General features: G+C 37.4%; 26 protein-coding genes, 2 pseudogenes and 1 other annotated feature. Of the genes and pseudogenes, 2 read left to right on the forward strand and 26 right to left on the reverse strand.

Features of this window, described 5'->3' with window-relative positions; translation table 11 throughout:
* Positions 1 to 288: 288 nt before the first annotated feature.
* The 19 genes from rplA to ACEN31_RS07590 all read right to left on the reverse strand — a co-directional run bounded on the left by rplA (position 289) and on the right by ACEN31_RS07590 (position 18,531).
* Entirely contained in the window at positions 289 to 981 is a 693-nt protein-coding gene (gene rplA, locus ACEN31_RS07500; RefSeq protein ID WP_407109067.1) for a 50S ribosomal protein L1, read from the reverse strand.
* Between the two features lie 83 nt (positions 982 to 1,064).
* Positions 1,065 to 1,490, reverse strand: a complete 426-nt coding sequence (gene rplK, locus ACEN31_RS07505) for a 50S ribosomal protein L11 (protein WP_138404224.1) — start codon at positions 1,488 to 1,490, stop codon at positions 1,065 to 1,067.
* Positions 1,491 to 1,631: 141 nt separating this feature from the next.
* A complete protein-coding gene (locus tag ACEN31_RS07510) occupies positions 1,632 to 2,675 on the reverse strand; it encodes an acyl-CoA thioester hydrolase/BAAT C-terminal domain-containing protein (RefSeq protein ID WP_407109068.1) in 1,044 nt (347 codons plus the stop codon).
* Between the two features lie 123 nt (positions 2,676 to 2,798).
* The gene (locus tag ACEN31_RS07515) at positions 2,799 to 3,602 is read right to left on the reverse strand and encodes a hypothetical protein (RefSeq protein ID WP_407109069.1); all 804 of its coding nucleotides are present in this window, start codon (positions 3,600 to 3,602) and stop codon (positions 2,799 to 2,801) included.
* Between the two features lie 38 nt (positions 3,603 to 3,640).
* Positions 3,641 to 4,186 (reverse strand): transcription termination/antitermination protein NusG, encoded by a 546-nt coding sequence (nusG, locus tag ACEN31_RS07520; RefSeq protein WP_407109070.1) that lies wholly within the window; start codon positions 4,184 to 4,186, stop codon positions 3,641 to 3,643.
* A gap of 127 nt (positions 4,187 to 4,313) precedes the next feature.
* Complete coding sequence (secE, locus tag ACEN31_RS07525; protein WP_338486777.1) at positions 4,314 to 4,487, reverse strand: preprotein translocase subunit SecE; 174 nt, start codon at positions 4,485 to 4,487, stop codon at positions 4,314 to 4,316.
* Positions 4,488 to 4,501: 14 nt separating this feature from the next.
* A complete protein-coding gene (rpmG, locus tag ACEN31_RS07530; RefSeq protein WP_138404229.1) occupies positions 4,502 to 4,654 on the reverse strand; it encodes a 50S ribosomal protein L33 in 153 nt (50 codons plus the stop codon).
* 113 nt (positions 4,655 to 4,767) lie between these two features.
* Positions 4,768 to 5,361, reverse strand: a complete 594-nt coding sequence (locus ACEN31_RS07535) for a sigma-70 family RNA polymerase sigma factor (RefSeq protein ID WP_407109071.1) — start codon at positions 5,359 to 5,361, stop codon at positions 4,768 to 4,770.
* A gap of 61 nt (positions 5,362 to 5,422) precedes the next feature.
* Positions 5,423 to 5,956, reverse strand: coding sequence for an NYN domain-containing protein (locus ACEN31_RS07540; RefSeq protein WP_338486781.1), 534 nt, complete (start codon positions 5,954 to 5,956; stop codon positions 5,423 to 5,425).
* 11 nt (positions 5,957 to 5,967) lie between these two features.
* Positions 5,968 to 6,774 (reverse strand): 23S rRNA (guanosine(2251)-2'-O)-methyltransferase RlmB, encoded by an 807-nt coding sequence (gene rlmB / locus ACEN31_RS07545; protein ID WP_138404232.1) that lies wholly within the window; start codon positions 6,772 to 6,774, stop codon positions 5,968 to 5,970.
* A gap of 1 nt (position 6,775) precedes the next feature.
* On the reverse strand, positions 6,776 to 7,180 hold the full coding sequence (locus tag ACEN31_RS07550; protein ID WP_138404233.1) for a Mini-ribonuclease 3: 405 nt from the start codon (positions 7,178 to 7,180) through the stop codon (positions 6,776 to 6,778).
* Between the two features lies 1 nt (position 7,181).
* Complete coding sequence (gene cysS, locus ACEN31_RS07555) at positions 7,182 to 8,603, reverse strand: cysteine--tRNA ligase (RefSeq protein WP_407109072.1); 1,422 nt, start codon at positions 8,601 to 8,603, stop codon at positions 7,182 to 7,184.
* 163 nt (positions 8,604 to 8,766) lie between these two features.
* On the reverse strand, positions 8,767 to 9,507 hold the full coding sequence (locus tag ACEN31_RS07560) for a cyclase family protein (protein ID WP_138404235.1): 741 nt from the start codon (positions 9,505 to 9,507) through the stop codon (positions 8,767 to 8,769).
* Between the two features lie 3 nt (positions 9,508 to 9,510).
* On the reverse strand, positions 9,511 to 10,671 hold the full coding sequence (locus tag ACEN31_RS07565; RefSeq protein WP_407109073.1) for a 5-methyltetrahydropteroyltriglutamate--homocysteine S-methyltransferase: 1,161 nt from the start codon (positions 10,669 to 10,671) through the stop codon (positions 9,511 to 9,513).
* Positions 10,672 to 10,750: 79 nt separating this feature from the next.
* Positions 10,751 to 10,994 (reverse strand) — a binding site (T-box leader).
* Positions 10,995 to 12,106: 1,112 nt separating this feature from the next.
* A complete protein-coding gene (gltX, locus tag ACEN31_RS07570; protein WP_407109074.1) occupies positions 12,107 to 13,585 on the reverse strand; it encodes a glutamate--tRNA ligase in 1,479 nt (492 codons plus the stop codon).
* Between the two features lie 33 nt (positions 13,586 to 13,618).
* A complete protein-coding gene (locus ACEN31_RS07575; protein ID WP_218930336.1) occupies positions 13,619 to 14,737 on the reverse strand; it encodes a PIN/TRAM domain-containing protein in 1,119 nt (372 codons plus the stop codon).
* Between the two features lie 52 nt (positions 14,738 to 14,789).
* Entirely contained in the window at positions 14,790 to 16,172 is a 1,383-nt protein-coding gene (gene radA, locus ACEN31_RS07580; protein WP_197104063.1) for a DNA repair protein RadA, read from the reverse strand.
* 17 nt (positions 16,173 to 16,189) lie between these two features.
* Positions 16,190 to 16,750, reverse strand: coding sequence for a dUTP diphosphatase (locus ACEN31_RS07585; protein WP_197104064.1), 561 nt, complete (start codon positions 16,748 to 16,750; stop codon positions 16,190 to 16,192).
* Between the two features lie 296 nt (positions 16,751 to 17,046).
* Positions 17,047 to 18,531 carry an alpha-amylase gene (locus ACEN31_RS07590; RefSeq protein WP_407109075.1) on the reverse strand — a complete coding sequence of 495 codons (1,485 nt, stop codon included), beginning with the start codon at positions 18,529 to 18,531 and terminating at the stop codon, positions 17,047 to 17,049.
* A gap of 136 nt (positions 18,532 to 18,667) precedes the next feature.
* On the opposite strand from ACEN31_RS07590, the gene ACEN31_RS07595 reads away from it, so the two are divergent.
* Complete coding sequence (locus tag ACEN31_RS07595; RefSeq protein ID WP_235888769.1) at positions 18,668 to 19,147, forward strand: nucleoside deaminase; 480 nt, start codon at positions 18,668 to 18,670, stop codon at positions 19,145 to 19,147.
* A gap of 64 nt (positions 19,148 to 19,211) precedes the next feature.
* Complete coding sequence (locus ACEN31_RS07600) at positions 19,212 to 19,646, forward strand: PPC domain-containing DNA-binding protein (RefSeq protein WP_171031283.1); 435 nt, start codon at positions 19,212 to 19,214, stop codon at positions 19,644 to 19,646.
* 104 nt (positions 19,647 to 19,750) lie between these two features.
* On the opposite strand, the gene ACEN31_RS07605 is transcribed toward ACEN31_RS07600, so the two are convergent.
* The 7 genes and pseudogenes from ACEN31_RS07605 to ACEN31_RS07635 all read right to left on the reverse strand — a co-directional run.
* Complete coding sequence (locus tag ACEN31_RS07605; RefSeq protein ID WP_338486804.1) at positions 19,751 to 20,284, reverse strand: YetF domain-containing protein; 534 nt, start codon at positions 20,282 to 20,284, stop codon at positions 19,751 to 19,753.
* Between the two features lie 108 nt (positions 20,285 to 20,392).
* Positions 20,393 to 20,830: pseudogene (locus ACEN31_RS07610) on the reverse strand (DUF937 domain-containing protein); the annotation flags it as partial.
* 18 nt (positions 20,831 to 20,848) lie between these two features.
* On the reverse strand, positions 20,849 to 21,028 hold the full coding sequence (locus tag ACEN31_RS07615) for a hypothetical protein (RefSeq protein ID WP_407109076.1): 180 nt from the start codon (positions 21,026 to 21,028) through the stop codon (positions 20,849 to 20,851).
* Positions 21,029 to 21,148: 120 nt separating this feature from the next.
* Positions 21,149 to 22,606 (reverse strand): DEAD/DEAH box helicase, encoded by a 1,458-nt coding sequence (locus ACEN31_RS07620; protein WP_407109077.1) that lies wholly within the window; start codon positions 22,604 to 22,606, stop codon positions 21,149 to 21,151.
* An 807-nt stretch (positions 22,607 to 23,413) separates the two neighbouring features.
* Positions 23,414 to 24,253: an endonuclease/exonuclease/phosphatase family protein gene (locus tag ACEN31_RS07625; RefSeq protein WP_407109078.1), complete on the reverse strand. Its 840-nt coding sequence runs from the start codon at positions 24,251 to 24,253 to the stop codon at positions 23,414 to 23,416.
* 14 nt (positions 24,254 to 24,267) lie between these two features.
* Positions 24,268 to 24,774 carry a PTS glucose transporter subunit IIA gene (locus ACEN31_RS07630; RefSeq protein WP_407109079.1) on the reverse strand — a complete coding sequence of 169 codons (507 nt, stop codon included), beginning with the start codon at positions 24,772 to 24,774 and terminating at the stop codon, positions 24,268 to 24,270.
* A gap of 20 nt (positions 24,775 to 24,794) precedes the next feature.
* Positions 24,795 to 26,451: pseudogene (locus ACEN31_RS07635) on the reverse strand (PTS transporter subunit IIBC); the annotation flags it as partial.
* Positions 26,452 to 26,613 lie beyond the last annotated feature (162 nt).

The following is a 26,613-nucleotide window of genomic DNA, read 5'->3' on the forward strand; positions in this document are numbered from 1 at the left end:
TTAGATTTCTTTGTGTTAAAATGAGTGTGTGACATGAAGATTCTCTCCTTATACTATGTTGTGGTGACTTAAGTATAACGAATCTTCATGTCTTTTTTTAGTGTTGCGTTTCATCTTACAACACACCCTTTTTTTATTGAATCTGTTTTCATTTAGATAATATTTCCAATTATTACCTGAAAATATTAGTCAGCCTCTAAAAGAATGCCCCTTTATTATAAAAAAAGAGCTTAGAAAATGAAGACTTACTTCAAATTCTAAGCTCGTAATTATTTAAGTTAAAATTGATTATTCCATTCCTGGAGCGTCAATTTTGATACCAGGTCCAAAAGTAGTAGACAATGTTAAACTTGTCATGTAAATACCTTTAGCTGAAGCTGGTTTTAAACGAACGATTTGTTCGTGTAATGCGTTAAAGTTTTCTTTTAATTTAGCATCATCAAATGATACTTTACCGATTGGAACATTAACGATTCCTGCTTTGTCAGCACGGTAAGTAACTTGACCTGCTTTGATGTCGTTAACTGCTTTAGTAACATCTTGTGTTACTGTACCAGTTTTAGGGTTAGGCATTAGGCCTTTTGGTCCTAATACGCGTCCTAGACGACCAACTTGTCCCATCATGTCAGGTGTTGCTACCATTACGTCGAAGTCTAACCAACCACCGTTGATTTTTTCGATTAGGTCTGCTTCACCAACAAAATCAGCACCTGCTCCTTCTGCTTCTTTAGCTTTATCTCCAGTTGCGATAACTACAACTGTTTGAGTTTTACCAGTACCATGTGGCAATACCATTGCTCCACGGATCTGTTGATCAGCTTTTTTAACATCAATATTTAAGTTGTAAGATACTTCCATAGTTGCATCAAAGTTCGCAAAGTCGATTTCTTTCGCTAATGCGATTGCTTCATCTGCGCTATAGAAATTGTTGCGGTCTACTTTTTCTAATGCCGCTTGAAATTTTTTACTTTTCTTAGCCATTTAATTTATTCCTCCTATATTTGTGGTATTAACGGTAATACCTCCCACACCCGATAGAATACGGGCTGGAAGCTGCGTTATGCTTAGCCCTCGACAGTGATTCCCATTGAACGAGCTGTTCCTTCGATCATGCGCATAGCAGCTTCTACATCTGCTGCGTTTAAGTCTTTCATTTTAATTTCAGCAATTTCTTGTACTTGTGCTTTTGTTACTGAACCAACTTTGTTTTTGTTTGGTTCACCAGAAGCTTTAGATAAGCCAGCTGCTTTTTTAAGTAAGATTGGAGCTGGTGGTGTTTTAGTAATAAAACTAAATGAACGGTCTTCATACACATCGATTACTACTGGAATAATCATCCCATTTTGATCTTGTGTTTGAGCGTTAAATTCTTTAGTAAACGCCATGATGTTAACTCCCGCTTGACCTAATGCTGGACCAACTGGCGGCGCTGGACTTGCTTGTCCCGCTGGAATTTGTAATTTGACTTGTGTTACGACTTTTTTAGCCACGAAACATTCCTCCTTGTAAAATTTTTTTCGTGATGTGGTTTACGGAGTGAGCTTCACTCCTCCCACTCAGTGTGCGTTCTTGCGCACCGAAATAGTATACCATGTTTATTCCATATTGCAAGTGCTAATCTACATTTTTTATTATTTATTATGCCAATTAGCTAAATTCTCTAACAAAATGGCATGACTTTCTTCTAAAGCGGCTTGATTGGCTTCATCATTCCCACCTAAGGCAATCAATCCTGCAGAGTCTCCTAAATATCTTTTATTTGAGAATAAATGACCTGCCTCTGGATAATTGTGTAATTCAATTTGGTTTGCCTGTTCAATAATCGCTTCACCCATTTGACTTGAATTCCACATTAAATCGTCGCCACCGGCGAAAATAATTCCTTCCCCTGTAAATTCTTCAGCTTTAATGCGAGCTGCTTCTAGACTCTCTGCTTCGCTTCCTTCAATCACACTGTCATAAATTGGTTGATATGACACCGGTGTATAGGTGATAAAGCCTGCAATCATCTGCATTGTTTCTATCATACTACCTGATTGATTACTCAAATGCGGCAATGGCTCATCTTGGTAAGACCATGAGCTGGCGTCTGCATTTTGTTGGTCTAGTGAGAAGAAATTATAAGCAGACGGTGCATATAATACGATGTGATCAATCTCTTCATAGATGGTAGCTAAGTTTAAAGTTAATTCCGCTCCTTTAGAAGCACCTAAGACTGTGATAGGACCGTCCGATTGACTATGTTCTTCGTGATAAGCTAAGACTTCTTGGTAGAAATCGAGGGGAACTTCATGAATACTTTCAGGTAATTCACCTGGTCCGAAAAAGAATAAACTGTAAACTTCGTATCCTTCATTTGCCAATTGAACCGCTAACTCATAATTGGGCGAACCTTCGGAACCCCCAAAGGTGAAGATCGCTCCCTCAGCTAAAATTTCATCTGGAACAAGATGGAAGCCATTAACATACCCTTCTTCGATTGTTTCAACTGTCATATTGGCTCGTTCTGTCTCATACAATGCTAAATTGGCTGGCTCGACATAGACACTTTCTTCATCCGTTGCAATATACTCACTATACCGATTCGTTTGAACCCAACGTATTCCGAAGATAATAACCGTGATTAGAATAGCAATCACTACAATCCGGAGTAAAACTTTTAAGATGAGTCTCATAATGTGTCTCCTACTCTCTCTTAAGAAAACTGAGTGACCTTGTTATAGTCATTTTACCATCAATGAAAGCGTATCCGAAGAAGCGCAAAAAAAGATGAACCTAGATTAGATTCATCTTTTAACTTATTTATTCGCTCTTTTAGCTCGTTGTTCTTTTTGTAGTCGGAACAGTTGAACGAATCCAACGGCACTAATCACAAAAAGGACTGCAGCTACATACATGACGATATTACTTTTATATTCAAATGATGAAAACGGACTATGTTTAATAAATATCCCTAGGATGGCCCATAATGCTACTGGCATAATCATCTCATTACCTAACTTTGTGTAGTAATAAGCTGAAAGTGCTGCAACAACAATCATTAAAGCAACCGTCCAAATAATACCTATCATACCGGTTAAATCAACACCTTGACTTACAGTATAAGTGGTTAAATTAGCCATACTCGCTACTAATAACCAACCGAAGTGTATACCCATTGGGTATTTTAAAAACCAAGGGTTTTCTCTTAATACGGGTGTCGCACTAATAGCTTCAACACTTTTCATAATTCTAGTTGTGTATAATAAAATAACAATCAGAGAAGCAAGTAACCATTCATTACTCCAACAAATAATCCAGACAATGTTTAAAGCAATCCATTCTATCATTCGCGGTAGAATCAATTGACGGTAAAGCGCACCGAAACGATCCCCTTTTGGACGGATAAAATCAATACTAATTGTCAATGCCATTCCGATATAAATCACAGCCCAAATTGAAAAAGTAATGCCTGCTGGTGCAAATAAATTCACATATTTATCTGAAACTTCTGCTTGAGTTGCTGGTAAGATAATCCCTGCCGCACTCAAATAGTTCAATAATAGTAATAATGCGAAGAATACTGGCACAGCCCAACGATAATATTTATGAAATGAGTTCATATAGTTTGTACTCCTAACTATCGTGATTTTGTTGCTTACTACAGTTCTTCTTCTTTGATTTGATTGAATTCTAATTCAGCCACTGTTTCACGACCGAACATTTCAATAAGAACTTTAACTTTCTGATGTTCTTCATTCACTTCTTCAACAACACCTGCAAGACCTGAGAAGGCACCATCTGTAATTTCAACACGATCACCCGTATTGATATTTAAGTCGATAATTTCTTTCGGTTGTTCACCGTCACCTAGAATATAGGCAATTTCTTCATCTAAAAGTGGTGCTGGTTTACTTCCGGCACCATGCGAGCCAACGAAACCTGTTACCCCTGGCGTATTACGAACGATAAACCATGCATCATCTGACATAACCATCTCAACTAAAACATAACCTGGGAAAGTTTTTTGTGTTTTAGTTTTTGGTTCGCCGTCTTTCACTTCTGTAACATCTTGTGTAGGGACAACCACACGGAAGATATTCTCCCCCATTGCCATACTATCTTTACGTAAATCAATATTTTCTTTAACTTTGTTTTCATATCCTGAATAAGTATGTAGAACATACCATGCTTTATTTGATTCCATATTGAACTCCTTTCAAAAAATTCTCAAAATAAAAAACCTACAAAACAGTAGGTTCGTTCCTTGCGTCAATTATACCATTAATCCATCAATGATTACTATAAAAAACTAGAAATCACGCTCTTTTTAATTAAACACTAAATAACCAATCCATTAGTGACGAGAATACTTCATCGGTTAATGCAAAATAAGATGCGAAAATAACGACAAAGATAACAACAATCCAAGTAAAGCGATTGACTTCTTTAACTGATGGCCAATTTACCTTTTTCATTTCGTTTCCGACTGATTTAATGTAGTTCATTCTTATCCACCTATCTACTTAGTTTCTTTATGTATTGTGTGCTTATTACAGTATCGACAGAACTTTTTAAGTTCTAGACGAACAGATTGACCCGTTTGTGTCGGTGTCATTTGGTAATTGCGTTGGCCACACTCTGTACATGCCAAAGCTGCTTTTCTCTGTGCCATATGCAACCCCTCCTATTATAGATTCATCTTTACATCTCAATAAATCATAATGAAAAGTACCTACAATTGTCAAGCATTGATTGCATAAGTTATCTAATCTATGATTACAAATGTTATTCAAGAGAGAATGAGTCCTTTAACTTCTTCCTACATCGATCATAGGCACTTTGCACTTGGGTTTCGCTAATGACCAATTGTTTCGCTATTTCTCTAACACTGTCACCTTTTTGATAATTGAAGAATACTTTACGTTCTAGAGATGACAATGAATCAATAAATAAGCTATGGACTTCTTTCAATTCAATCATATCTTGAGCTGATATATGATAATGATTTTCAATCTGATCTAACAGATTGATTTCACTTTGATTTTTATTACTTTGATATTCAAGTGACAACTCTCTAATACCTCCACCACGCTTATACGCCTGGTCAGCACGACAAAGATTAATGATTCGGTTCTTATATAATAATTTAAAGAAGCCTGAAAATCGGTGTTGTTTTTCTGGATCATACATATCGATGGCTTCTAACATAATAATTTGTGCTTCTTGGTAATAATCTTCTAAATCATAATTAGGAACTTTGATCTGATTAAAACAACTTTTATATAAAGGTACATATCTATTCACTATATGTTCAAAAACATCTGTATTAAATTCTTTCTTTAATCCTATAACCAACGCTTCAATGGTCATTGTCTTCATCGCTCTGTATCCTTCCTGTTTTAAAATAGGATGAAACAGATTAAGTTATGTCTTAGTGGTATTAGTCGCTTTGCCCTTCAATCTCTTCTCGTAAGCGGTCCAATTTCTCTAAATGAGTGACATCCCAAGGACTTCGCCTTCGAATGCGAGAGTCATAAAAAGTACTCACATCGCTTCTAATTTGTGACTTGGCGTAATTTACTTCCATTAGTAACTCATTAGCTGATTGTCTCAGAGCACCTTGTTGAAAGACCATCCACTGCTCGGCTGCATCGCTCGTTGCGACCACGACTCGAGTCAGGGCATTTATATGCTGTTTGACTGTCCGTTCAATATAACTATCTGCTGTTTCCCCTTCTTGTGTGAAGACAACAGTGACATTAAACTCCTCAAAAGTTGAGGTAATTCCTGGGACAAATTGTGCATCAAACACCACAATGACCTCAATATCTCGATACTTTCGATAGTTTGAAAGTTCAAATAATAGCAAATCTCTGGCTCCTTGAATTTCGTCACGTTTCTTTAACTGCTCTAATTCAGGCCAAGCACCAATCATGTTATATCCGTCCACGAAGAGAACTTCTTTTCTGCGCATTTTATCGCTCCTTACATCTTTGGAATACGATGTCTGGCAACTTCATAAGCAAGGATTGCAGTAGCTACACTTGCGTTTAAACTTTGCACATGTCCAATCATCGGGATAGTTACTGTACCGTCTGCATTTTTTAGAATATTTTGTGATACGCCTTGCCCTTCGTTACCGATAACAAGTGCAATCGCTCCTTCGCTGTTCCAAGTTCGCATATCTTCGCCTTCCATAGCTGTCGCAAAGATCCAAACACCGCGTTCTTTTAACTCAGTGATTGTTTGAGAAAGGTTCGTTACGCGAATCACCGGCACATGTTCAATCGCTCCGGTTGACGTCTTCGCAACGACTCCTGTAAGACCTACGGCGCGGCGTTTCGGAATAATAATTCCATGAACACCTACGGCATCGGCCGTTCGGATAATTGAGCCTAAGTTATGCGGATCTTCAATTCCATCTAAGATAAGGAAGAAAGGTGGCACTTCTTGTGACTCAGCTAAGTCAAACGCATCATTCAATGTCGAATATTCAAATGGTGGTACAGTGGCAACAACACCTTGGTGATTTGCATTATCTGTCATATCATCGAGTTTCGATTTGGGAACCTCTTGGAATACAATGCCTTGTTGCTTCACTAGATTTAATATATCAGTAATTGCTGGACCTGAAATTCCCTTTTGTAGAAATAGTTTATTTATTTGTGATTTTGACTCCAATAAATTGATTATAACGTGTTTTCCATACTGAAATTCGGAATCCTGTGATATTTCTTCGTTATTCTTTGATTTTTTGGGGTCGTTATTTTTTCTATTTGGCTTCGCAGACATATTATCCCTCCTGATTCTCATCGATATAATCAACGGCTGCCTGTAGAAGTACTTGTAGGCGATCAAATTTACGGCTCATATGTAACCAGCCAACAAGTGACTCAAAGCCAGTCGCTTGGCGGTAATCTCCGATCGATGCATTTTTAGCTTTTGTATTGGCTTTATTATTTCGACCACGTTTGTACATCGTAATCTCTTCTTGAGTTAAGTAGTCATCAAAAGATAACCAATGTTGCATCACTCTTGCTTGCCCACGTGCTTCGACGTATTTAACGGCTGCTTTATGTAATTTATTCGGGCTTGTCTCGCCTTTACTTAAGACATAATCACGGACAAAGACTTCGTAAACAGCGTCTCCTATATAGGCTAAGGCTGCACCATTGAGTAAGTTTGCTTTTTCATTCATATTAATTCTCTCGTTTCCATTGTGTTCCATGTGGCGTATCGTCTAGTAGTATGCCTTGGGCTTTTAATTCATCACGTATTTCATCAGCGCGTTGGAAATTGCGATCGACGCGTGCTTGGTTACGTTCATCGATTAAAGCTTGGATTGTCTCATCAACTAAGTCTTCTTTCTCAAGAACTAGGCCAAAGATACTTAATAGTTCATTTAATTTTTGTTTCATTTCAGTTAGAACGACTTTTTCAACCATCTCTTCTTCAAGGTAGTGATTCATCACTTTAACCAGTTCGAACACCGCTGTCATCCCGTTTGCCGCATTGAAATCATCATCCATTGCAACTTTAAACGATGATTCAATCTCGTTTACTCGGTTTAACCAGTTAGAATCTGTCACTTCGGTTGTCTCTTCTGTTTGGTCTATGCGGTAATTTGTACGGCGTAATACTTCTCTTAATCGCGCAATGTTGTTTCGCGCATCTTCTAAAGCCGCATCATCATATTTCAATGGGCGACGGTAGTGAACCGTTCCTAGAAGATAGCGGACAACCATTGGATCTACCGCATTAATTAAATCTCTAAGTAAAACAAAGTTACCTAAAGATTTACTCATCTTCTCTTCATCTTGACCAAACGTCACAAACCCATTGTGTAACCAGTAATTCGCAAAAGTCTCATCATAATGACTTTCTGATTGAGCAATTTCATTCTCATGGTGAGGGAATTCTAAGTCTTGCCCACCTGCGTGAATATCTAATGTATGGCCTAAATGTTTCGTCGCCATTACTGAACATTCAATATGCCAACCCGGACGTCCTTCGCCCCATGGAGACGACCAACTAATCTCACCGTCTTTAGCTTTCTTCCATAAAGCAAAATCAATTGGATTCTCTTTACGCGCGATCTCTTCATCATTTGTACGCTCACTTGCCCCAACACGCAATTCATCTAATGACATATGAGACAGTTCACCGTATTTTTCAAAAGAATCCGTTCTAAAATACACATCCCCATCGGCTTCATAGGCGTGGCCTTTTTCAATTAAACGTTCATTAAAAGCCACTATGTCTTCAATATGATCCATCACGCGTGGATATTTATTTGCAGGCTTAATATTTAAAGCACCCGTATCTTCCATAAAGGCTTCAATATATTTATCTGCCACCTCTTTAGGTGTTAAACCTTCTTCTTTAGCTGCTTTAATAATCTTATCATCAACGTCGGTAAAATTTGATACATAGTTAACAGTAAAGCCACGGTACTCTAAATAGCGACGAATTGTATCGAATGCCACACTACTTCTAGCATTCCCGATATGAATATAATTATATACAGTGGGTCCACAGACATAAAATGTCACTTCGTTCTCTTTTTGTGGTGTAAAAACTTCTTTTTGTCTAGTTAATGTATTATATAATTGGATACTCATTGTTATTGACTCCTTTATTTAATGTATTCATATCTTATCATAATTACCGCCGTTTACCTATGGAGAGAATGTGGAAGATTCTTCTGTTCAAACTTCCTATATAAAGAAAAACCACCACCTAAACGCTTGCGCTTAGTGATGGTTCAATGATTATTCGGTGTACTTATTCATTCGGTACTAAAGCAAAAGCACGAACACTAAAGCCTGGTGATCCGACAATATTCACGGGGGCGACAATAATTACGGCTCCTTGAGTCGGTAATTGATCTAAATGATTCATCACTTCGACCTGATACTTATCTAAAGCCAACCAGTAATATTCTGCAGGAAGAGACCCCGCGCGAGCATAATCGACACCACTATCTGTATCTAAAGTCTCATGTCCAATGGCAGTCACTTGACGTTCCTTATGTAAATATTCTAAAGCCTCCACTGACCAACCGGGCGTGTGACTCACACCTGACTCATCTTTATTATAGAAAGCATTGTGATCTTCCCAACGTTTAGACCAGCCACTTGAAAAGGCCACAAAACTTCCAGTTGGAATCTGCCCATGCTCTTGTTCATAGGCTTGAATATCTGCTACACTCACTGTGAAATCAGCATCCACTTCGACTTTCTCTTCAAAATGCAACACATATAATGGAAGAATCAACTCATCTACAGTTAACTCGTCTAAAGTACGCTTGCCTGTCGCAAAATGAATCGGCGCATCAATATGGGTACCGTATTGGCTTGGTAATGTATATTCTTTAGCATAAAATCCATCTGGATCAATATTAAAGATGACTTTCTCCGTTAAAATTTCTAAGGCTGAAAACTTTGGAATCTCATTTGAGACAGGATGGCTTAAATCAACTCGCTTAGCACTTAATAATAGTTGAGCGAAATCAGTTTGAGTCATAGTTTATCCCCACACTTCTTCAGCAACCGATTGAACTAAACGAATCTTATCCCATTGTTGTTCTTCTGTTAAGATATTCCCTTCTTCTGTTGAAGCAAAACCACATTGTGGACTTAGACATAAGCGTTCTAAGGGAACAAATTCTGCCGCTTCATGAATACGTTCAATTAATGTTTCTCGGTCTTCTAATTCGCCATCTTTTGATGTCACTAAACCTAGAACAACATATTTGTCATCCGATACATGCTCTAATGGTTCAAATCCACCCGCACGGTCTGTATCGTATTCTAAGAAATAAGCATCGTAATTTCCTCGGTCAAATAAAGGTTGTGCAACTTCATTATAACCACCTTCAGTTGCCCACGTTGAGTGATAATTTCCTCGACATACATGGGTATTAATAACTAAATCTTCTGGTGCACCTTCTAGTGCTTTATTATTCGCAGTGATATAAAGCTCTTTTAATTTTTGACGTGTTTCAGCTTTTTCTCTTTCTTCCTTATTATCTGAGTTTAACTGTGATTTAGTTGATACACCTTCAGGGTTCTCTGATACAATCGTTCCCCAAGTACAATCATCTAATTGAATTGTACGAGCGCCAGCGTCATATAAATCACGAATAACTTGTTGGTAAGCTTTTGCTACATCGTTAACTAATGCTTCTTCACTAGAATATACTGCTTGAGTGGCTTCAATGTTTTCTGGGCGATATAATTCAGCAAGTAATTGAGCTGGTGCTGGGAAAGTTTGTTTTGCTTCAATACCTTCGGACACATGATCACGAACAAACTTAAAATCCTCAACAAACGGATGATTTTCACCTGAAACTGGTCCTGATAATCGAGCTGTTTCGGCACGAGTATACTCACCGTGGAATTGATAACCACCGTCGTTAACTTTTTCAACCCCGTTTAAGCCCCAGAAGAAATCAAGATGCCACCAACTACGGCGAAACTCACCATCTGTCACTGCTTTAAGTCCAACTTCTTCTTGTTTTTTGATTAATTCAATAATGAATTTATCTTCAACGTCTTTTAACTCTGCTTGTGTAATTTTTCCTTCAGCAAACTGTGCTCTAGCTGCTTTTAATTCCTCTGGTCTTAAGTAACTTCCTACAACATCATAGCGAAATGGTGAACGTGTGCGTTTTGTAAAAGTAGTCATGTGTGTTCCTCCTAATATTTTAAATCATATAATCAAAGAATTTATGGTAATAAAAAAATCCGCCCCTTTGTTATAAAAACAAAGGGACGGATTATCCGTGTTACCACCCTAATTTACAATCGTTTTACAACGATTGCCTCAACAATACCAGACAAACTAACTCTATCTGAGATTCGGCAATGTAACGGTTGCACCCGTCTAGATAGCGTTAACCATGCTAGCCACTTAGAGCTCATCTTCCTTACCTTTAACTAGACCCTTTCTCACCAGCCGGGCTCTCTTTACATGTCTTCAGTAAGTACTCTTCTCTTCGATGTGTTTCTTTAAATCTTGATTAGTATTTGATTATAATTTAACTCTTAAATAAGAATAAGTCAAGTGAAATCTTTCCGTTATCTCATAATTCTTTGTGAGAATTTTATGAATACGCATCTTTTCACTCCATCAGGGAATTCATTGAAGCCATGGGAACTTCTTCAGCTCTTTACAAAAATCTTTTTTTGTAAAGGAGCTTACGATTCGACTACCTATTGATTCTGTAACTCACTTCGTTCGTACAGAATCTAATGTGGTAGTTCGTCCTTTGCATGGCTCATGAATTCCCTGCTGTCGCTTCAATATGCTGAGTAGTAATTTAATGAAATATACTATTTAAAAATAATTATGACAGAGTTAGTTTATGAAAGTGAGAAGGGTGAGGTACCGTAGTAACAGGACGACTGGACGCACTTGAAACCGTTGGAGCAGAGCGACGTAAGGGGTCAGTAGGACAGCGAGGCGGAAGATAAATCACTCGACGAAAGTCGATAGGATTAGCTGAAGGCGTTCCACTACGGTCACCGAAAACTTCGCACTGAAATAAACTTAACGAACCTGTTTACCTACCCAAACCGATGTTATATCTCTCAAGTTAATTGACTCGTTTATGAAAGTGAGAAAGCTGAGGTACCGTAGTAATAGGACGACTGGACGCACTTGAAACCGTCGAAGCAGAACGAAGTAAGGGTTCAGTAGGACAGCGAGGCGGAAGATAAATCACTCGACGAAAGTCGACGGGATTAGCTGAAGGCGTTCCACTACGGTCACCGAAAACTTCGCACTGAAATAAACTTAACGAACCTGTTTACCTACCCAAACCGATGTTATATCTCTCAAGTTAGATGTCATATCTCTCAAGTTAATTGACTCGTTTATGGAAGTGAGAAGAGTGAGGTACCGTAGTAACAGGACGACTGGACGCGCTTGAAACCGTAGGAGCAGAGTGACATAAGGGGTCAGTAGTTCAGCGAGACGGAAGCTCAATCGCTCGACGCAAGTCGATGGGATTAGCTGAAGACGTTCCACTACGGTCACCGAAGACTTCTCACTGAAATAAACGAAAACACCCCAAAATAAAAAGGACCCGACATCGTCGGATCCTTGATTAAAAATAAGCTTAATTCATTTGAGATTTTACTTGTTTGATGTGATTTAACGCTTTTTCTTTACCTAAAACTTCAATCACGCTTGGTAAATCTGGTCCATGCATTTGTCCGCTGACAGCGATACGAATTGGCATGAATAACTTACGCCCTTTGACACCCGTTTCTTTTTGAATTTCTTTCGTTAACGGTTTAATGTTTTCTGAAACAAACTCAGCTGTTGGTAAAGCCTCTAATTTCTCAGCCATTGCGTCGATAACAACAGAAGCAGTCTCTTGACTTAACTCTTCTTTCGAAGCTTCGTCAATGTGTAAATCATCATTGAAGAATAAACTAGATAAATCAACGATTTGTGCCCCATATGACATTTCATCGTGATATAAGCTCACTAATTTACGTGCCCATTCGATTTCTTTCTTATCAGGCTCACCATCAATTAAACCAGCTTCTTGTAAATGAGGTAATGATAAATCAACAATCTCATCTAAGCTTGCAGCTTTAACGTAAGTATTGTTAATCCACTCTAATTTCTTCGCGTCAAACGCAGCTGGAGACGTTGATAAACGATCAACATCAAAGATTTCGATAAATTCTTCTTTAGAGAAGATTTCATCTTCACCTTTTGGTGACCAACCTAATAAAGTAATAAAGTTAAACATTGCTTCTGGTAAGTAACCTAAACGACGGTATTGTTCGATGAATTGTAAAATTCCACCATCACGTTTACTTAATTTTTTGTTAGTTTCACTGTTAACAATTAATGTCATGTGACCGAAGTTTGGATATTCCCAACCAAACGCATCATAAATCATCATTTGTTTTGGAGTATTTGCAATATGGTCGTCACCACGTAAAACGTGAGAAATTTCCATAAAGTGGTCATCCACAGCAACAGCAAAGTTATAAGTAGGCATACCATCTTTCTTTTGAATAACCCAGTCACCTGAGATATTTTTTGATTCAAAGCTTACTTTCCCTTTAACCATATCTTCAAATTCATAGACTTCGTCTGCAGGAACACGGAAGCGAATCGCTGGAACACGTCCTTGCGCTTCATATGCGTCGCGCTCTTCTTGAGTTAAATTAGAGTGTTGTCCGCCATAGTGTGGCATTTCTCCGCGTGCACGTTGTGCTTCACGCTCAGCTTCTAATTCATCTTCAGTCATATAACATTTGTATGCTTTATCTTCTTCGATTAATTGATCGATTAATGGTTGATAAATACTTAGACGTTCAGATTGACGGTATGGACCATATTCACCCGGGTTTAATGGGGATTCATCCCAATCAATACCTAACCAGCTTAAGTTATCTAACTGGCTTGCTTCACCATAATCTAAGTTACGGCGAGTATCTGTATCTTCCGTTCTAATTATAAATTCTCCCCCGTTATGGCGAGCAAATAAATAATTGAATAACGCTGTACGCGCATTCCCAATATGTAATTCTCCTGTTGGACTTGGTGCATATCTTACACGAATTTTAGAACTCATTCGATTCAAACTCCTTTTATCTTTAATTTAATTTTATTTACTTTCAATTCTACCACTTGAATGTGTAGGTTTTGCAAAAATCATACGCCCTGCTGCTGTTTGAATGGTACTTGTGACTACAACAGAAATACGTTCATTCATAAAGTGCTGTCCTTCTTCGACAACAATCATTGTACCATCTTCTAAATAGGCTACCCCTTGTTTACGTTCAGTACCCGCTTTAATCACTAATACATCTAATTCCTCGCCAGGGATTAATACAGGTTTAACTGCATTCGCTAATTCATTGATATTAAATATTGGAATTGCTTGGAATTCAGCCACTTTATTCAAGTTGAAATCATTCGTCACAATCGCTGCATCAATTAATTTAGCTAAGCGAACAAGTTTACTATCGACTTCATCAATATCTTCGAAGTCCCCCTCATAAAATTCAATCGGTACTACTTCATTTTTCTGCAATTCATTCAATATGTCAAGTCCGCGGCGTCCTTTGGCACGTTTTAATGAATCAGCAGAGTCGGCAATATATTGTAACTCTTGAAGAACAAAGTTTGGTATCACTAACACACCTTCTAAGAAGTTTGTGTGAACGATATCCGCGATCCGCCCATCAATAATAACACTCGTATCGAGTAATTTATACTTTCTAAACGTCTCATCTGCCTTACGTTCTAACACTTGATTGTCTGAACTTTCCTCTTTTTCGCCTACTGGCTTGCTAAACTGTCCAATGAAATTCTGCCACTCTTCTTTACGACTAGTTGCTGTATTATAACCTACTAAGGCAAGTGTCACTGATAATACGACGGGTAAAACTTCTGAAACAAAAGGAATATTTAATGATGCAAAAGGCAGAGCAATTAAATACCCTAAGATTAAACCGATTAAAATCCCAATTAAACCTAAAACAAGGTTTGAAATTGATAATTGATTAATTTTTTCCATAAGTCGTTTCACTGATTTTTCTATTAGTGGGGCTGTCAATGTACCCAATAAAATGAATAATAGACCGAAAATAATAGCATTAATATAAGGATTACTTAAGTAACTTAAACGAATATTTAAATTAGCCCACAAATGCGGACCAACAGATACCCCAAAACTTAATCCAATAATAATGGATAAAAATATAATAATTCTCTTATACATTATGTCACCTCCTAATCATATTTTGACTCTTAATAATCTTACTTTCACGTAGTTAGCGTGGAAATACTTTTCTTACAGCTTCTTGAATGGTTTTGACAGGAACAATTTCAATGTCAAAAACATCTTTTAAATCTTGGTAATTATTCATTGGAATAAAGACCCGTTTAAAACCTAATTTAGCCGTCTCTTTCAGACGTTCTTTGATTTGACTCACGCGACGGATTTCTCCAGTCAGGCCAATCTCACCAATATAACAATCATCCACTTGCGTGGGCTTATTCCAATAACTTGAAGCGATACTCATCGCAATCGCTAAATCGATGGCAGGCTCATCTAATTTAATTCCACCCGTAATCTTGAAGAAAGCATCTTGGTTTTGAACTAGGAGACCACAATGTTTCTCCATGACTGCTAGTAACAGTGATATACGTTGATAATCAATCCCGCTCGCTGTTCGCTTAGCAGTCCCATAGACTGTCGGTGTCATGAGTGATTGAACTTCGGCTAAGATAGTCCGTGTCCCTTCTAAGGCCGCAACCACCGTTGATCCTGTTGCTCCAGGAATTCGTTCTTCCAAGAAGAGTTGTGACGGATTTCCAACTTCTTTCAATCCAACGTCTAACATTTCAAACACACCGAGTTCATTTGTTGATCCGAAACGGTTTTTTACTGCTCTAAGAATTCTAAAACGGTTATGCTTCTCACCTTCAAAGTATAAGACCGTATCTACCATATGTTCTAACATACGTGGTCCAGCAATATTACCCTCTTTCGTCACGTGACCGACAATAAAAATTGCAATTCGGTTTGACTTAGCAATACGCATTAAAGTAGCAGTCGCTTCACGGACTTGTGACACAGAGCCAGCAACGCCAGTATGATCAGGAATTGACATCGTTTGAATCGAGTCAATCACAACCATGTCAGGTTCTAAGCGCTGGATTTCACGGGCAATTAAAGCTAAATTCGTATCCGCTAACAAGTAGAAATTATCGTTATTTAACTCTAAACGTTCCGCACGCATCTTAATTTGTGAGAAACTTTCCTCTCCTGTCACATACAAAATCTTTTGCTTCTGAGCAAGTTGCATCGCGACTTGTAGGAGGAGTGTTGATTTACCAATCCCTGGATCCCCACCAATTAATACGAGTGAACCTTCGACAACTCCGCCACCGAGGACCCGGTCAAACTCTTGAAAGTCTGTACTCATTCGATCTTCTTGAGTATATTCTATTTCGTCCAATTTCAGAGCGCTACCTTCTTGGCGTTGCTTCGATGTTTGGACATTTATTTGGTCTTTACCCTCTGCAGCAACAATATCAGCTGGTTTTTCTTCCATCTGATTCCATGCACCACAACTCGGGCATTTACCTAGCCATTTAGGAGATTCATAGCCGCAGGCTAAACATTCATACATTATTTTCTTTTTAGCCACGATTGTCCTCCTTTTATTTATTCAGTGTCTGAAGAACCAAACCCACCTGTACGTTGAGTTAAGCCACCTTCATCTCCATCTGTTTTTAAGAACTTCGTAAAGATTCCTTGAGCAATACGATCACCCTTTTGAATCGTGAAGTCTGTTAAACCATAATTAATGAGTTGAACATAAATATGTCCTTCGTTTTTCTCATTATCATAATAATCTTGATCAATGATTCCGATACTATTCGGTAAGCTTAAAAAGCGTTTAAGAGGATTGCTTGAACGGTTAACAATTTGTAAGTATTCATCCTCTTGCATATATGATTTAAGTCCTGTTGGCACTAGCGTTGATTTCAAAAGAGATGTATTTTCCTCTGCCTCAGTTGGCTTTGCTGGTGCGATGTTAAAGATTTTTCTGAATTCATCAGCAAAATAACCGAGTAATTGCTTCACCATACTTGGAATCACAATTGTCTCGGCTGATTCGATATCGTACCCTGCCGCATGTGTTGTTGAGCGTTGTGGAATTTGGATATCTTTATCATGATACGCTTTGACTACTTCAAAGCCACGTAATTTTTCTTCTGTCATGGTCGTCCTCTTTCTATCAGTTTCTTATATTCTATTCTATCAAATTTTAGCCACTAAATGGAGACTAAGCATTTCTTTTTCTATGATTAATTTATGAACGTCTCCCTATAAAGTATCATAATATGTTGAACAATTTATGAACTTCTTTATATTCGGTCTAAAGTGAAGTTTACTCACTCAAATAAAAAACCAAAAACCCGCTTGTTTGTTAGATGTAGCTGGTACAAATTATACGCTAATCTGTCTAACAAACATACAGGGTTTTGGTTTTTATATTGTCTTTTAAGTGACTTATATTATTTGTTTAAATGTTCTTCAATATCTCGCGGTGCCCAAACTGAAATTGAACCACCATTTACAGGGAAAGTTCCCCAACCGTCATCTTCAATAGTTACTTCTCCGTCATGATGACCTAAGTAGTCAACAAACACTTCACCTGGCTTGGCAGTTGACACTTGCATGCGTTTCTCTCCACCACTATTGTTACTAATCACTGCAGCTAAACCATCTGGAAAAGTTTCATTCCCTTGACGAGTCCAGCCAACAACATGCGCATCATCAAAATAATCATATTGCTCACCATAAGCAAACGTACGGCGAATATATAATAATTTATCGATGATTTCTTGGAAACTTGTTTGACCAAACTCACCTTCGACACCGTAATAATCTCCATAGAAGACCGTAGGTAAGCCGGATTCACTTAGGAGTATAATACCATAAGCAAGCGGTTTGAACCAATCTTCAACAAAGCTTTCTAATGACTGCCCATGTTGCGTATCATGATTCTCAACAAAGGTTACTGCATTCCACGGATTTTCTTTCATCAGCGTTCCATCAAAGATTCGACTTAAATCATAAGACTCCCCTTGTTTACTCGCATCAAAGAAGTTCATATGAAGTTTTACATCTACTAAATCAAAGCCATATTCAATATCTTCTAGATAGTCTACTTTTGATTCATAATCTGCTACCCAATATTCTCCGAATACGTAGAAGTTTTCTGCCCCCATTGCATCCGTTAAGATAGATACTAAATCTGCCACAACTTTTCTGTCGATATGCTTAATCGCATCCAATCTGAATCCAGATATACCAGTGGTTTCAATGAACCAACTCGCCCAATCTTTAACATTTTGAATGACTTCAGGGTGATCAAAATCAATGTCAGAAAACATTAAAAAGTCGAAATTCCCTTTTTCGCCATCAACATCTTCATTGTCGGCCCAACCTTTATTCTCACCTTGGATTTGGAAGATTCCTGTCTCGTCATTACGCGCATCATAATCGAGCCCTGAGAAATGATACCAATGCCATTCAAAATCATTGTATTTTTTATTACGTCCTGGGAAATTAAAATGCGTGTAGCCTTCAATTTCATAAGGTTCAGAAATCGGTTGTTGGCGATTTTCTGGATCCATTTTCATTACAGTAAAGGTCTCTTTTTTATCTCCATTTGCCTTATGGTTCAAGACGATATCTGCAATTGGCTTAATGCCGTTCTCTTTCAACGCATTAATAGCATCTAAATATTCATCTTTTGTTCCGTATTTAGTTCTAACACTTCCGTTTTGGTCAAATTCACCTAAATCAAAAATATCATAGACACCATAGCCTGCATCATTTGTCCCTGTTGCTTTAAAGGCTGGTGGCATCCAAACCGACGTAATCCCAATTGAAGCTAAGTGTTTTGCGTCATCTTTTAAACGTTGCCAATGTTTTCCGTCATCTGGCAAGTACCATTCGAAATACTGCATTAATACACTGTTTAAATTATTCATTGTATACCTCGCTTCTTTTAAGATGATATTGAAATTATATTTATTTTACCATAATATTCCAAAAGCAAACATTAATAGGCATTATTGAAAATAATTTACCTTTCTTTGGTATAATCAATTAAAGGAGCAGTGATGTATGATGATTACAGAAAATGATAAAAAATATTTAAATCGTTGTGTTGAATTAGCGCAATTAGCCTTAGAAAAAGGCGATGAACCGTTCGGTTCGGTCCTTATTTCTGAAGATGGGGAAACTTTATTTGAAGATTATAATCATGTCTCGGGCGGCGACCATACACAACATCCCGAATTTGCGATTGCGCGCTGGGCTGCGCAAAATATGAAACCAGAAGAAAGAGCAAAAGCAACTGTCTATACTTCGGGTGAGCATTGTCCAATGTGTTCAGCTGCCCATGCTTGGGTTGGTTTGGACCGGATTGTCTATGCAAGTTCTTCGAAGCAACTAGCAACCTGGCTAGAAGAACTTAATGTGGACCCATCGCCTGTTTATAACCTACCGATTGAAGAAGTCATCCGCGACGCAAATGTTGATGGCCCTGATCCAGACTTAGCTGAAGCTGTTCGTCAATTGCATATTCAACTTCATTCCCAATAACCCATTCACGAAACCCTTTTCATTGAGTTTGAAACTTAATTCCGTTATCGTGTTGATAAGAGGAGTGATAGTTATAAATTACAAACGCTTTGATCAAACCATCGTTTTACGTTTAGACCGCGGAGAAAAGGTAAAAGAATCCATTCAAGCGGTTTGTGAAAAAGAAAATGTAACGCTCGCAACAGTGAATGGTATCGGAGGCTTAGATAGTGCTTCGATTGGCATTTATAATTTTGACACTTCGGATTATAAGATTAATGAATTTAATGAGTTTTTAGAGTTAACTTCCTTGCTAGGTAACGTCACTCAAATGGATGGCGAATATTATGGGCATTTCCATGCAATTGTGGGTAATAGTAAAGGCGATGCTTTTGCTGGAGATTTAGATGAAGCCGTTATTGGTGCTGCAGGCGAAATCTTTATCCATATTATTAACGGCACCGTTGAACGTTCCGTCGATGACGAAACGGGTCTAAACGTATTAAACTTTGATAAATAAACAAAATAGCAAGGCTGCTTCATTTGAGCGTGAGGTGACCCCCGTAAAGTTAGATTTTTAACTCTAACTTTCGGGGGTCACCTCAATACTATGTTCCTTTTTATTTAGAAATGATCTCTATCGGAGTCTACATCTTCTAAACTAGTGAATGAATCCTTAGCTTTAGGAGTATCTGTCTTTGGGATGACTGAAAAAGTTCCGTCCGTTTCAAGAACAACTGCTTGGACATCGTCTAGTATTGCTTGACCATCTGAACGAACGACCTGTAAAATTTCACTTTTGGTCACACGTTCCTTTTTTAATGCCCATTCATCGAATCTTCCATTATAAAATAGTAATCTGGGTGTAGCCTTCACTAAGCTATTAACTAAATCTGAACGAACCGACAACCAACTCGTTATCATTTGTAAGAATAACAAGAGTGAAAATGCCATAATCCCATCCAACAGTGCTAAGTTTTCGTCTGTTAATATTGAAGCGAGAATAGAACCTAGAGCTACAGTAACAATAAAATCAAAAGAATTCATTTTTGATAAGCTTCGTTTTCCTGTAATTCTCAAAACAAAAATAACTAATAAATAAGCAAGGGTTCCAACAATTAAAACGCGAGCGAATGAATAAGTGTCACCTAGAAACATCTATACATCAATCCTTTCATTTAAAAATTAAAACACCCTCTAAGTTTATTGTTGATATCTTCTTAGAGGGTGCGAGTTATTTATGATACTAATCATCTAACAAATTATTTATTTAAAAAGATCAAATAAACTGCCTAACAATCCACTGTCATTTTTCTGGGTGTTAGTAGAATCTGTTAAGTTGCTAAATAAATCACCCAGTAAACCATCTGATTTTGATTGGTCATTTGTATTGAAATCTCTAGCACGCATAGCTGCTTCGCGCGTTAAGTTTTGAGTTTCTTTTTGTACACCTTGGGCATCTAAATTTTGCTGTCTCTTACGATCCGCTAAATATTTAATTGCAATAGGTGCTAAAATAGCCATTGTTCTTTTTACCGTATCGGGATTGACACCTAAGCGGTCAGCCAACGAATTATTTACTTCTTCTTGCTCATTATTAAATACGTGCCCAACAATTTTTTGTCCATCTTGGGGATCAACATTCTTTGAAAATTGATTGAATGACTCATAGTTGTTTCTTTCTTGATGTTGATTCAACGCTTGGTTAAAAGATTCTAACCCTTATTGATGTTGGTTGTTACGATTCATTCCTTGTAAAAGCAGTGGCAATCCAATGGAGGCAATTTTAGCAAAATCATTCGTATCTACACCAGCTTTACTTGCTAAATTTTTTCCTTCTTCATGTTGGTCTGGTTGCATTAAAGTACCCATTAAATTTCCCATATCGTTAAATAATGACATCTTGTATTCCTTCTTTCTGTTCTATTTTCTATTTTTTCGTCAACTAAATCGTATAGAAAATGAACGACATAATTCAACTCATATGCTTAAGTAAAAGAGTTACAAAGGAACTTTCATCCATTATCTTCTTTTGCGCGCTTTACGAACTTTCAATGTTTTACCTTTAATCGTGCGGTTTTGCATTTCAGAAATGACATGAGGGCCCTTTCCATTTAAAATATCTACATAAGTCACATTTTCCTGAATCGTGATAATGTCGATATCTTCGGCTGTCATTCCTTTAATATTCGTTAAAGTGCCGACAAAATCAATAGCTCGTAATTTTTTCTTCTTGCCACCATTGAAATAAAACTTGGTAATGTTCTTATTTAATTCTTTATTTCTTGCGGCTTTTGGTGTGACTCGTGTTTGTATTTTCTTTTCAAAAGACGATTTTGCTCGATTGACCGCACGTTCGTTAGGTGTAAAAACTTCAGTAAGCTCATAGTTACCTTCGAAGGTATAGTCACAAATTTCTTCCCAACGTCTTTGATCTTGATTACTTACCATCGTTAAAGTCAATCCTGTTTTCCCAGCTCGACCCGTTCGTCCTGATCGATGTATAAAGCTTTCTTTTTCAAAGGGAACATCATAGTTTATCACGTGTGTCACATGATCAATATTAATTCCTCGAGCAGCTACATCAGTCGCTACTAAATAGCGCAGTTTGCCAGAACGGAACTCATTCATGACAGCTAAGCGGTCATTTTGTTCCATACCCCCGTGTAATTTATCGACAGGTAAATCGGCTTTAAATAAATAATCAACAACCGAATCTACCGTATCTTTTGTATTACAAAAAATTATACAGGCATCTGGATTTTCAATCGTTAATAAGTCGAGTAATAATTTTTCTTTTGAAGAACTTTCCACATGAATAAATGAATGTAAAATTTTAGGTGTGTTTTCTACTGACGATTCCATTCGGACAGAAGTTCGATCGGAACGCATATACATACTGACTAAACGTACAATTTCTGAAGGCATAGTCGCAGAAAACAGCATGGTTTGGCATTCTTTTGGCAGGTAATCCATTACTTCCTGGACTTGGTCAATAAATCCCATATTCAACATTTCATCCGCTTCATCTAAAACCAGATGACGGATTTTATCGACAACTAAAGTTCCTTCTCTTAAATGTTCCAATAGACGACCTGGGGTTCCAACAACCAGGTGACTTTTTTGTTTCAACTCGGATTGTTGTGTTTTAAAAGAGGATTTTCCAAATACTGCTGTTACCTTGATTCGTTTTAATCGGCCAATATTCATAATATCTTCTTTCACTTGAAGAGCCAGTTCTCGGGTAGGTACCAAAATAAGGGCTTGAGGTTTATTCTCTTCCCACTCTGCTAGTTCACAAAGCGGAACTCCAAAAGCAACGGTTTTACCACTACCTGTTTGAGATTCGACGATAATATCTTGCTTCGCTAATGCCAGTGGGATGACTTTTTCTTGAACTGGAGTCGGCTTATAGTAACGAAGGCTTGTTAGTCCTTGTTCAATTTCAGCGTTAAGCTTAAACGATTTAAACGATGTCATTGTAATATTTTCCTGCTTTCTTTTTCTTCAATAGGCTAGTATAACAGATACCAATTGAATTTCATCTAAAATAATAGTCTCAAAGTCTATGTTTTAACTTTGAGCCTTCAGTGACTATAACAACTCTTCCAGTACTTCTAATCCGTAATTGGCTAAAAATGCACTATACATTAGTTAAATGAGAATAGGCTTTTATTCAGGATTATAAAAAGTATAACCATATTTAGTCCTTTCCATCTGCTATTATCTAAGTTCATTCTTCCGACTCTTCTTCTAGATAAATATTATTTGTCTACATGGTTCTTTGTTGCCCTTACGCATAATAAAAGCAATTTTAATTTCGACTAGACCCTTTTTAAGAACTTTTTTCTTAAAAAACATCGATTCAAATGATTAATCACTTAGATCCCGACAAATTCCCGATTAAATAAAATGCCTCTAAGTACAATTTATGCTAGACTATAAGAAGAATACATTGGAGGATGATATTATGGACCAAGTACTTGTTGAGATTTGTTTACGTGTTAGAGATATCGATGCGACTTAAGACTTCTATACGAATTTATTCGATTTTGAAATAGCTAGTCGTCGAGAATTTCCAGAATCAATGAAACATATATTATTAGCTGAAATCAAACAAATGACAAATAACTTTTTTAACTATAATTAATAACTCAATTTTAATACCAATCCCACTTATCCTTACTTTCTTTATAGGTGCCTGGCTAGATATTTAATAATTAGTGAAGTTAATAGATACTCAAAAACCCGCTAGCAGAAATTTGCTGGCGGGTTTCTTCATTACACTTAATTAAATTCAACTGCTACTCCAAAGTGATCGCTCACGACGGGTTCTTTTTTGCCATCAAAAACAACTCGGCAATTTTTAACTTCTCCCGGGTAATCCGTAAAGATATAATCGATTCTTTTTTCATCCGTATGGCCTTCCCATCCGTCAATAGCACTCAAAACGGTTGCAGATCCAATCTTTTCTTCTGCCTGAACATAGGCATCTTTTAATTGAGGAGCCGTCGTTTTTATATAGTCATGACCTTCATCTCTAAGCCTCGCCTCGTTATTAAAATCACCCATAAAAAGATGAATCTTCTGACTCTCTTTTTCAATATGAGGAAGCGTATTATCCCATTCATACTTGAATAAATGATCACCTGATGGATCTAACCACCAAGAGTAGTGGCATGAAAAGACTACCCATTCTTTACCTTCAAGGCTTACATTACCTTTTAGAACTCTTCTGGTGTAGTGATTCGCATAATCTGATATTTCAGACACTAAGAAACTTTCTGGACTGAAAGATGTTTTGGATAAAATAGCCACACCTTCATCGTACACATCATAGCCAATATGATTGGCTGTCCAACTCCAATAGTAATGAAGTCCACGCTCTTTTAGCAACTGAACGATGAGATATGCAAAGTTATCTTCCTTTATAGCAACAGGATACATTTCTCCAGAAGCTTGGATAAATAAATCGTCCACAATTTCTTTCGCTTCCATCGTTTGATTAATTTCCTGAAGAGCGATAATTTGAAAATCTTCTTTGGTAATATAATCAACGATTTGTCTTAATTTTAATTCTGGATCCTCTTCCATCCATGAATGCGTATTCAGTGTTAAAACGTTCAATTTATTTCTCCATTCTAACCTATGTTTCTTTCATTCACTCGACCAATCTCTGTATCTTCGGAGATATCATTCGTTTGAATGAACTCAAAGTCTTGATTTTCTGTCAAGTTCGTAAAAACAACCATGATAGTGGTATCTTTTTCTGCTTTTTTAATCGAAGCCAAGTCCATTTCAGCTATTTTATCTCCTGCAATGACTTCTTGACCTTCTTCAACAAAGATTTCAAAACCTTCACCTTCTAATTCAACTGTATCTATTCCTAAATGAATAAGTACTTCAATTCCACTTGCTGTTTCAATACCAATTGCATGTTTGGTTGGGAAGACATTTTGAATTGTACCATCTACTGGAGAGACGACTGTATTTGATGAAGGGTTCACTGCATAGCCGTCACCCATCATTTTCTGAGCAAATACTTCATCATTTACTTCAGTAATCGGAAGCACGTCACCTTTTGCTACAGGGAAAATTGCTGTTGCGAGTCCTTTTGAATCTGTAGCCACTACTTCCTTTTCATCCATTTCAGGTGTTTCATCAAGTTTAGATTCTGGAATAGGTGCATTAGAGCTCAATACATCCATAATATCAGATTTTAAGACATCTGCTTTCGGTCCATAAACTGCTTGAACTCCTTTATTTTTCTTCACAAGCCCCATTGCGCCTGCTTTTTTCCAAGCGTTCTCGTCTCCAACAGAATCAATATCATTAACAGAAACACGTAAGCGAGTCATACAAGCATCTACATCTGAAATGTTTTCTTTACCACCTAATAAGTGAATAATATCATACACTTGTTGTGTAGCATCTACAGGCTCTCCATTTTCAGATGCTACTTCTCCACCTTCGTAATTTCCATTACGTCCTGGTGTTGCATAATTGAATTTCTTAATTAAGAAGTTTGCAATAAAGTAAGTCAATATTCCGAATAGAAGGGTTACCCAAACAAAGTTAATTAAATCCATACCTAGTCCCGCACGAATCGCTAATGGCGTACGTGTAAGCAATTCAATGTTACCAAACGAGTGAACACGTAAGTTTACGATATCAGCCATCGCAAATGCTCCTCCTTGGATTACCGCATAAACGACATACAAAGGCATAGCTGCGAACATAAACATAAACTCAAGTGGTTCTGTAACACCTGTTAAAAATACAGCTAAAGCAGCTGATACATACATTGATTTATGTGTTTTTCGTTTGTCTTTATCGACATTTTTATACATGGCATAAGATAGACCCATTAAGATACCTGATGATCCAATCATTTGTCCGACTTTAAAACGAGCAGGGACTACATTATTAAATAATGCTTGATAAGTTGCTGTATCACCAGCAGCATCTAAGTTAATTAAATCTCTTACCCATGCTAACCATAGCGGGTCTTGACCGAATACCATAGCACCCTGCTGTGCACCAGTTAATACTTCATAGGTTCCTCCAAGAGGTGTGTAGTTAATTGGAATAGTTAACATGTGGTGTAAACCAAATGGTAATAATAGACGCTCTAATGTACCAAATAAGAATGGAGCTAAGACTGGAGCTGATTCTTGTGATCCAGCAATCCATACACCGAAACTATTAATACCACTTTGAATAAATGGCCAAACAATCGCTAATACAATTGAAGCAATTAAAGACCATAAGATAACAACAAATGGTACAAATCGTTTTCCGTTAAAGAAGGATAAGGCATCGGGTAGTTTTCTAAAATTATAATATTTATTGTAAGCAACCGCTCCCATAAATCCCGCAATAATACCGACGAAAACCCCCATATTTAAAGCTGGTGCCTCTAAAACACTAACAAAATAACCATCAATTGGTATTTCTGCTCCAAATAATGTTTGTGTTACTGCATTTGGGTCAGCTAACATTTCACTGGTTACGCCAAAAATCGCTCCTGTAATTCGGTTAATTAGAATAAAACTGATCCCGGCAGCAAAGGCACCCCCAGCTCTATCTTTTGCCCAACTTCCACCGATTGCTAATGCAAATAAGATATGTAAGTTTCCAATAATTGCCCAACCAATATTCTCAATCACACTACCAATCGAAATCAAAGCTTGCATATCTGGATTAATTAGAGGAAGTGATCCACCAATACTAATCATTAATCCTGCAGCTGGCATAACAGCAATAACGCCCATTAAGGCTTTCCCGAATTTTTGCCAAAATTCAAAATTAAATATTTTTTTCATCTTTCTTCTCCTTGTCTTCTTTTATTTTTTATATTCGCCAATTGTAAAATTAAGCTAGACAACTAAAACAGCCATTTGTGGTACACTCAACTTGTAATTCCGACCAAAGAATACAAAGGAGTGACCACAAATGACCTACACCCATCTTACCACGGATGAACT

It is taken from the genome of Ruoffia sp. FAM 26255 (genome assembly GCF_045528525.1).
GTDB classification, from domain to species: Bacteria; Bacillota; Bacilli; order Lactobacillales; family Aerococcaceae; genus Ruoffia; species Ruoffia tabacinasalis.

Excerpts from the sequence above, each read along its gene's own strand:
- ACEN31_RS07575 (WP_218930336.1), bottom strand. The coding sequence starts at position 14,737 with ATGTATAAGAGAATTATTATATTTTTATCCATTATTATTGGATTAAGT.
- ACEN31_RS07560 (WP_138404235.1), bottom strand. The coding sequence starts at position 9,507 with ATGACTCAAACTGATTTCGCTCAACTATTATTAAGTGCTAAGCGAGTT.
- secE (WP_338486777.1), bottom strand. The coding sequence starts at position 4,487 with ATGAACTACATTAAATCAGTCGGAAACGAAATGAAAAAGGTAAATTGG.
- ACEN31_RS07515 (WP_407109069.1), bottom strand. The coding sequence starts at position 3,602 with ATGAACTCATTTCATAAATATTATCGTTGGGCTGTGCCAGTATTCTTC.
- ACEN31_RS07620 (WP_407109077.1), bottom strand. The coding sequence starts at position 22,606 with ATGACATCGTTTAAATCGTTTAAGCTTAACGCTGAAATTGAACAAGGA.
- ACEN31_RS07550 (WP_138404233.1), bottom strand. The coding sequence starts at position 7,180 with ATGAATGAAAAAGCAAACTTACTCAATGGTGCAGCCTTAGCCTATATA.
- ACEN31_RS07585 (WP_197104064.1), bottom strand. The coding sequence starts at position 16,750 with ATGACAGAAGAAAAATTACGTGGCTTTGAAGTAGTCAAAGCGTATCAT.
- ACEN31_RS07565 (WP_407109073.1), bottom strand. The coding sequence starts at position 10,671 with ATGACTACTTTTACAAAACGCACACGTTCACCATTTCGCTATGATGTT.
- ACEN31_RS07535 (WP_407109071.1), bottom strand. The coding sequence starts at position 5,361 with ATGAAGACAATGACCATTGAAGCGTTGGTTATAGGATTAAAGAAAGAA.
- rlmB (WP_138404232.1), bottom strand. The coding sequence starts at position 6,774 with ATGTCTGCGAAGCCAAATAGAAAAAATAACGACCCCAAAAAATCAAAG.
- ACEN31_RS07590 (WP_407109075.1), bottom strand. The coding sequence starts at position 18,531 with ATGAATAATTTAAACAGTGTATTAATGCAGTATTTCGAATGGTACTTG.
- rpmG (WP_138404229.1), bottom strand. The coding sequence starts at position 4,654 with ATGGCACAGAGAAAAGCAGCTTTGGCATGTACAGAGTGTGGCCAACGC.
- ACEN31_RS07615 (WP_407109076.1), bottom strand. The coding sequence starts at position 21,028 with ATGTCATTATTTAACGATATGGGAAATTTAATGGGTACTTTAATGCAA.
- ACEN31_RS07605 (WP_338486804.1), bottom strand. The coding sequence starts at position 20,284 with ATGTTTCTAGGTGACACTTATTCATTCGCTCGCGTTTTAATTGTTGGA.
- nusG (WP_407109070.1), bottom strand. The coding sequence starts at position 4,186 with ATGGAATCAAATAAAGCATGGTATGTTCTACATACTTATTCAGGATAT.
- ACEN31_RS07630 (WP_407109079.1), bottom strand. The coding sequence starts at position 24,774 with ATGGATGAAAAGGAAGTAGTGGCTACAGATTCAAAAGGACTCGCAACA.
- ACEN31_RS07510 (WP_407109068.1), bottom strand. The coding sequence starts at position 2,675 with ATGAGACTCATCTTAAAAGTTTTACTCCGGATTGTAGTGATTGCTATT.
- ACEN31_RS07595 (WP_235888769.1), top strand. The coding sequence starts at position 18,668 with ATGATGATTACAGAAAATGATAAAAAATATTTAAATCGTTGTGTTGAA.
- gltX (WP_407109074.1), bottom strand. The coding sequence starts at position 13,585 with ATGAGTTCTAAAATTCGTGTAAGATATGCACCAAGTCCAACAGGAGAA.
- cysS (WP_407109072.1), bottom strand. The coding sequence starts at position 8,603 with ATGAGTATCCAATTATATAATACATTAACTAGACAAAAAGAAGTTTTT.
- rplA (WP_407109067.1), bottom strand. The coding sequence starts at position 981 with ATGGCTAAGAAAAGTAAAAAATTTCAAGCGGCATTAGAAAAAGTAGAC.
- ACEN31_RS07540 (WP_338486781.1), bottom strand. The coding sequence starts at position 5,956 with ATGCGCAGAAAAGAAGTTCTCTTCGTGGACGGATATAACATGATTGGT.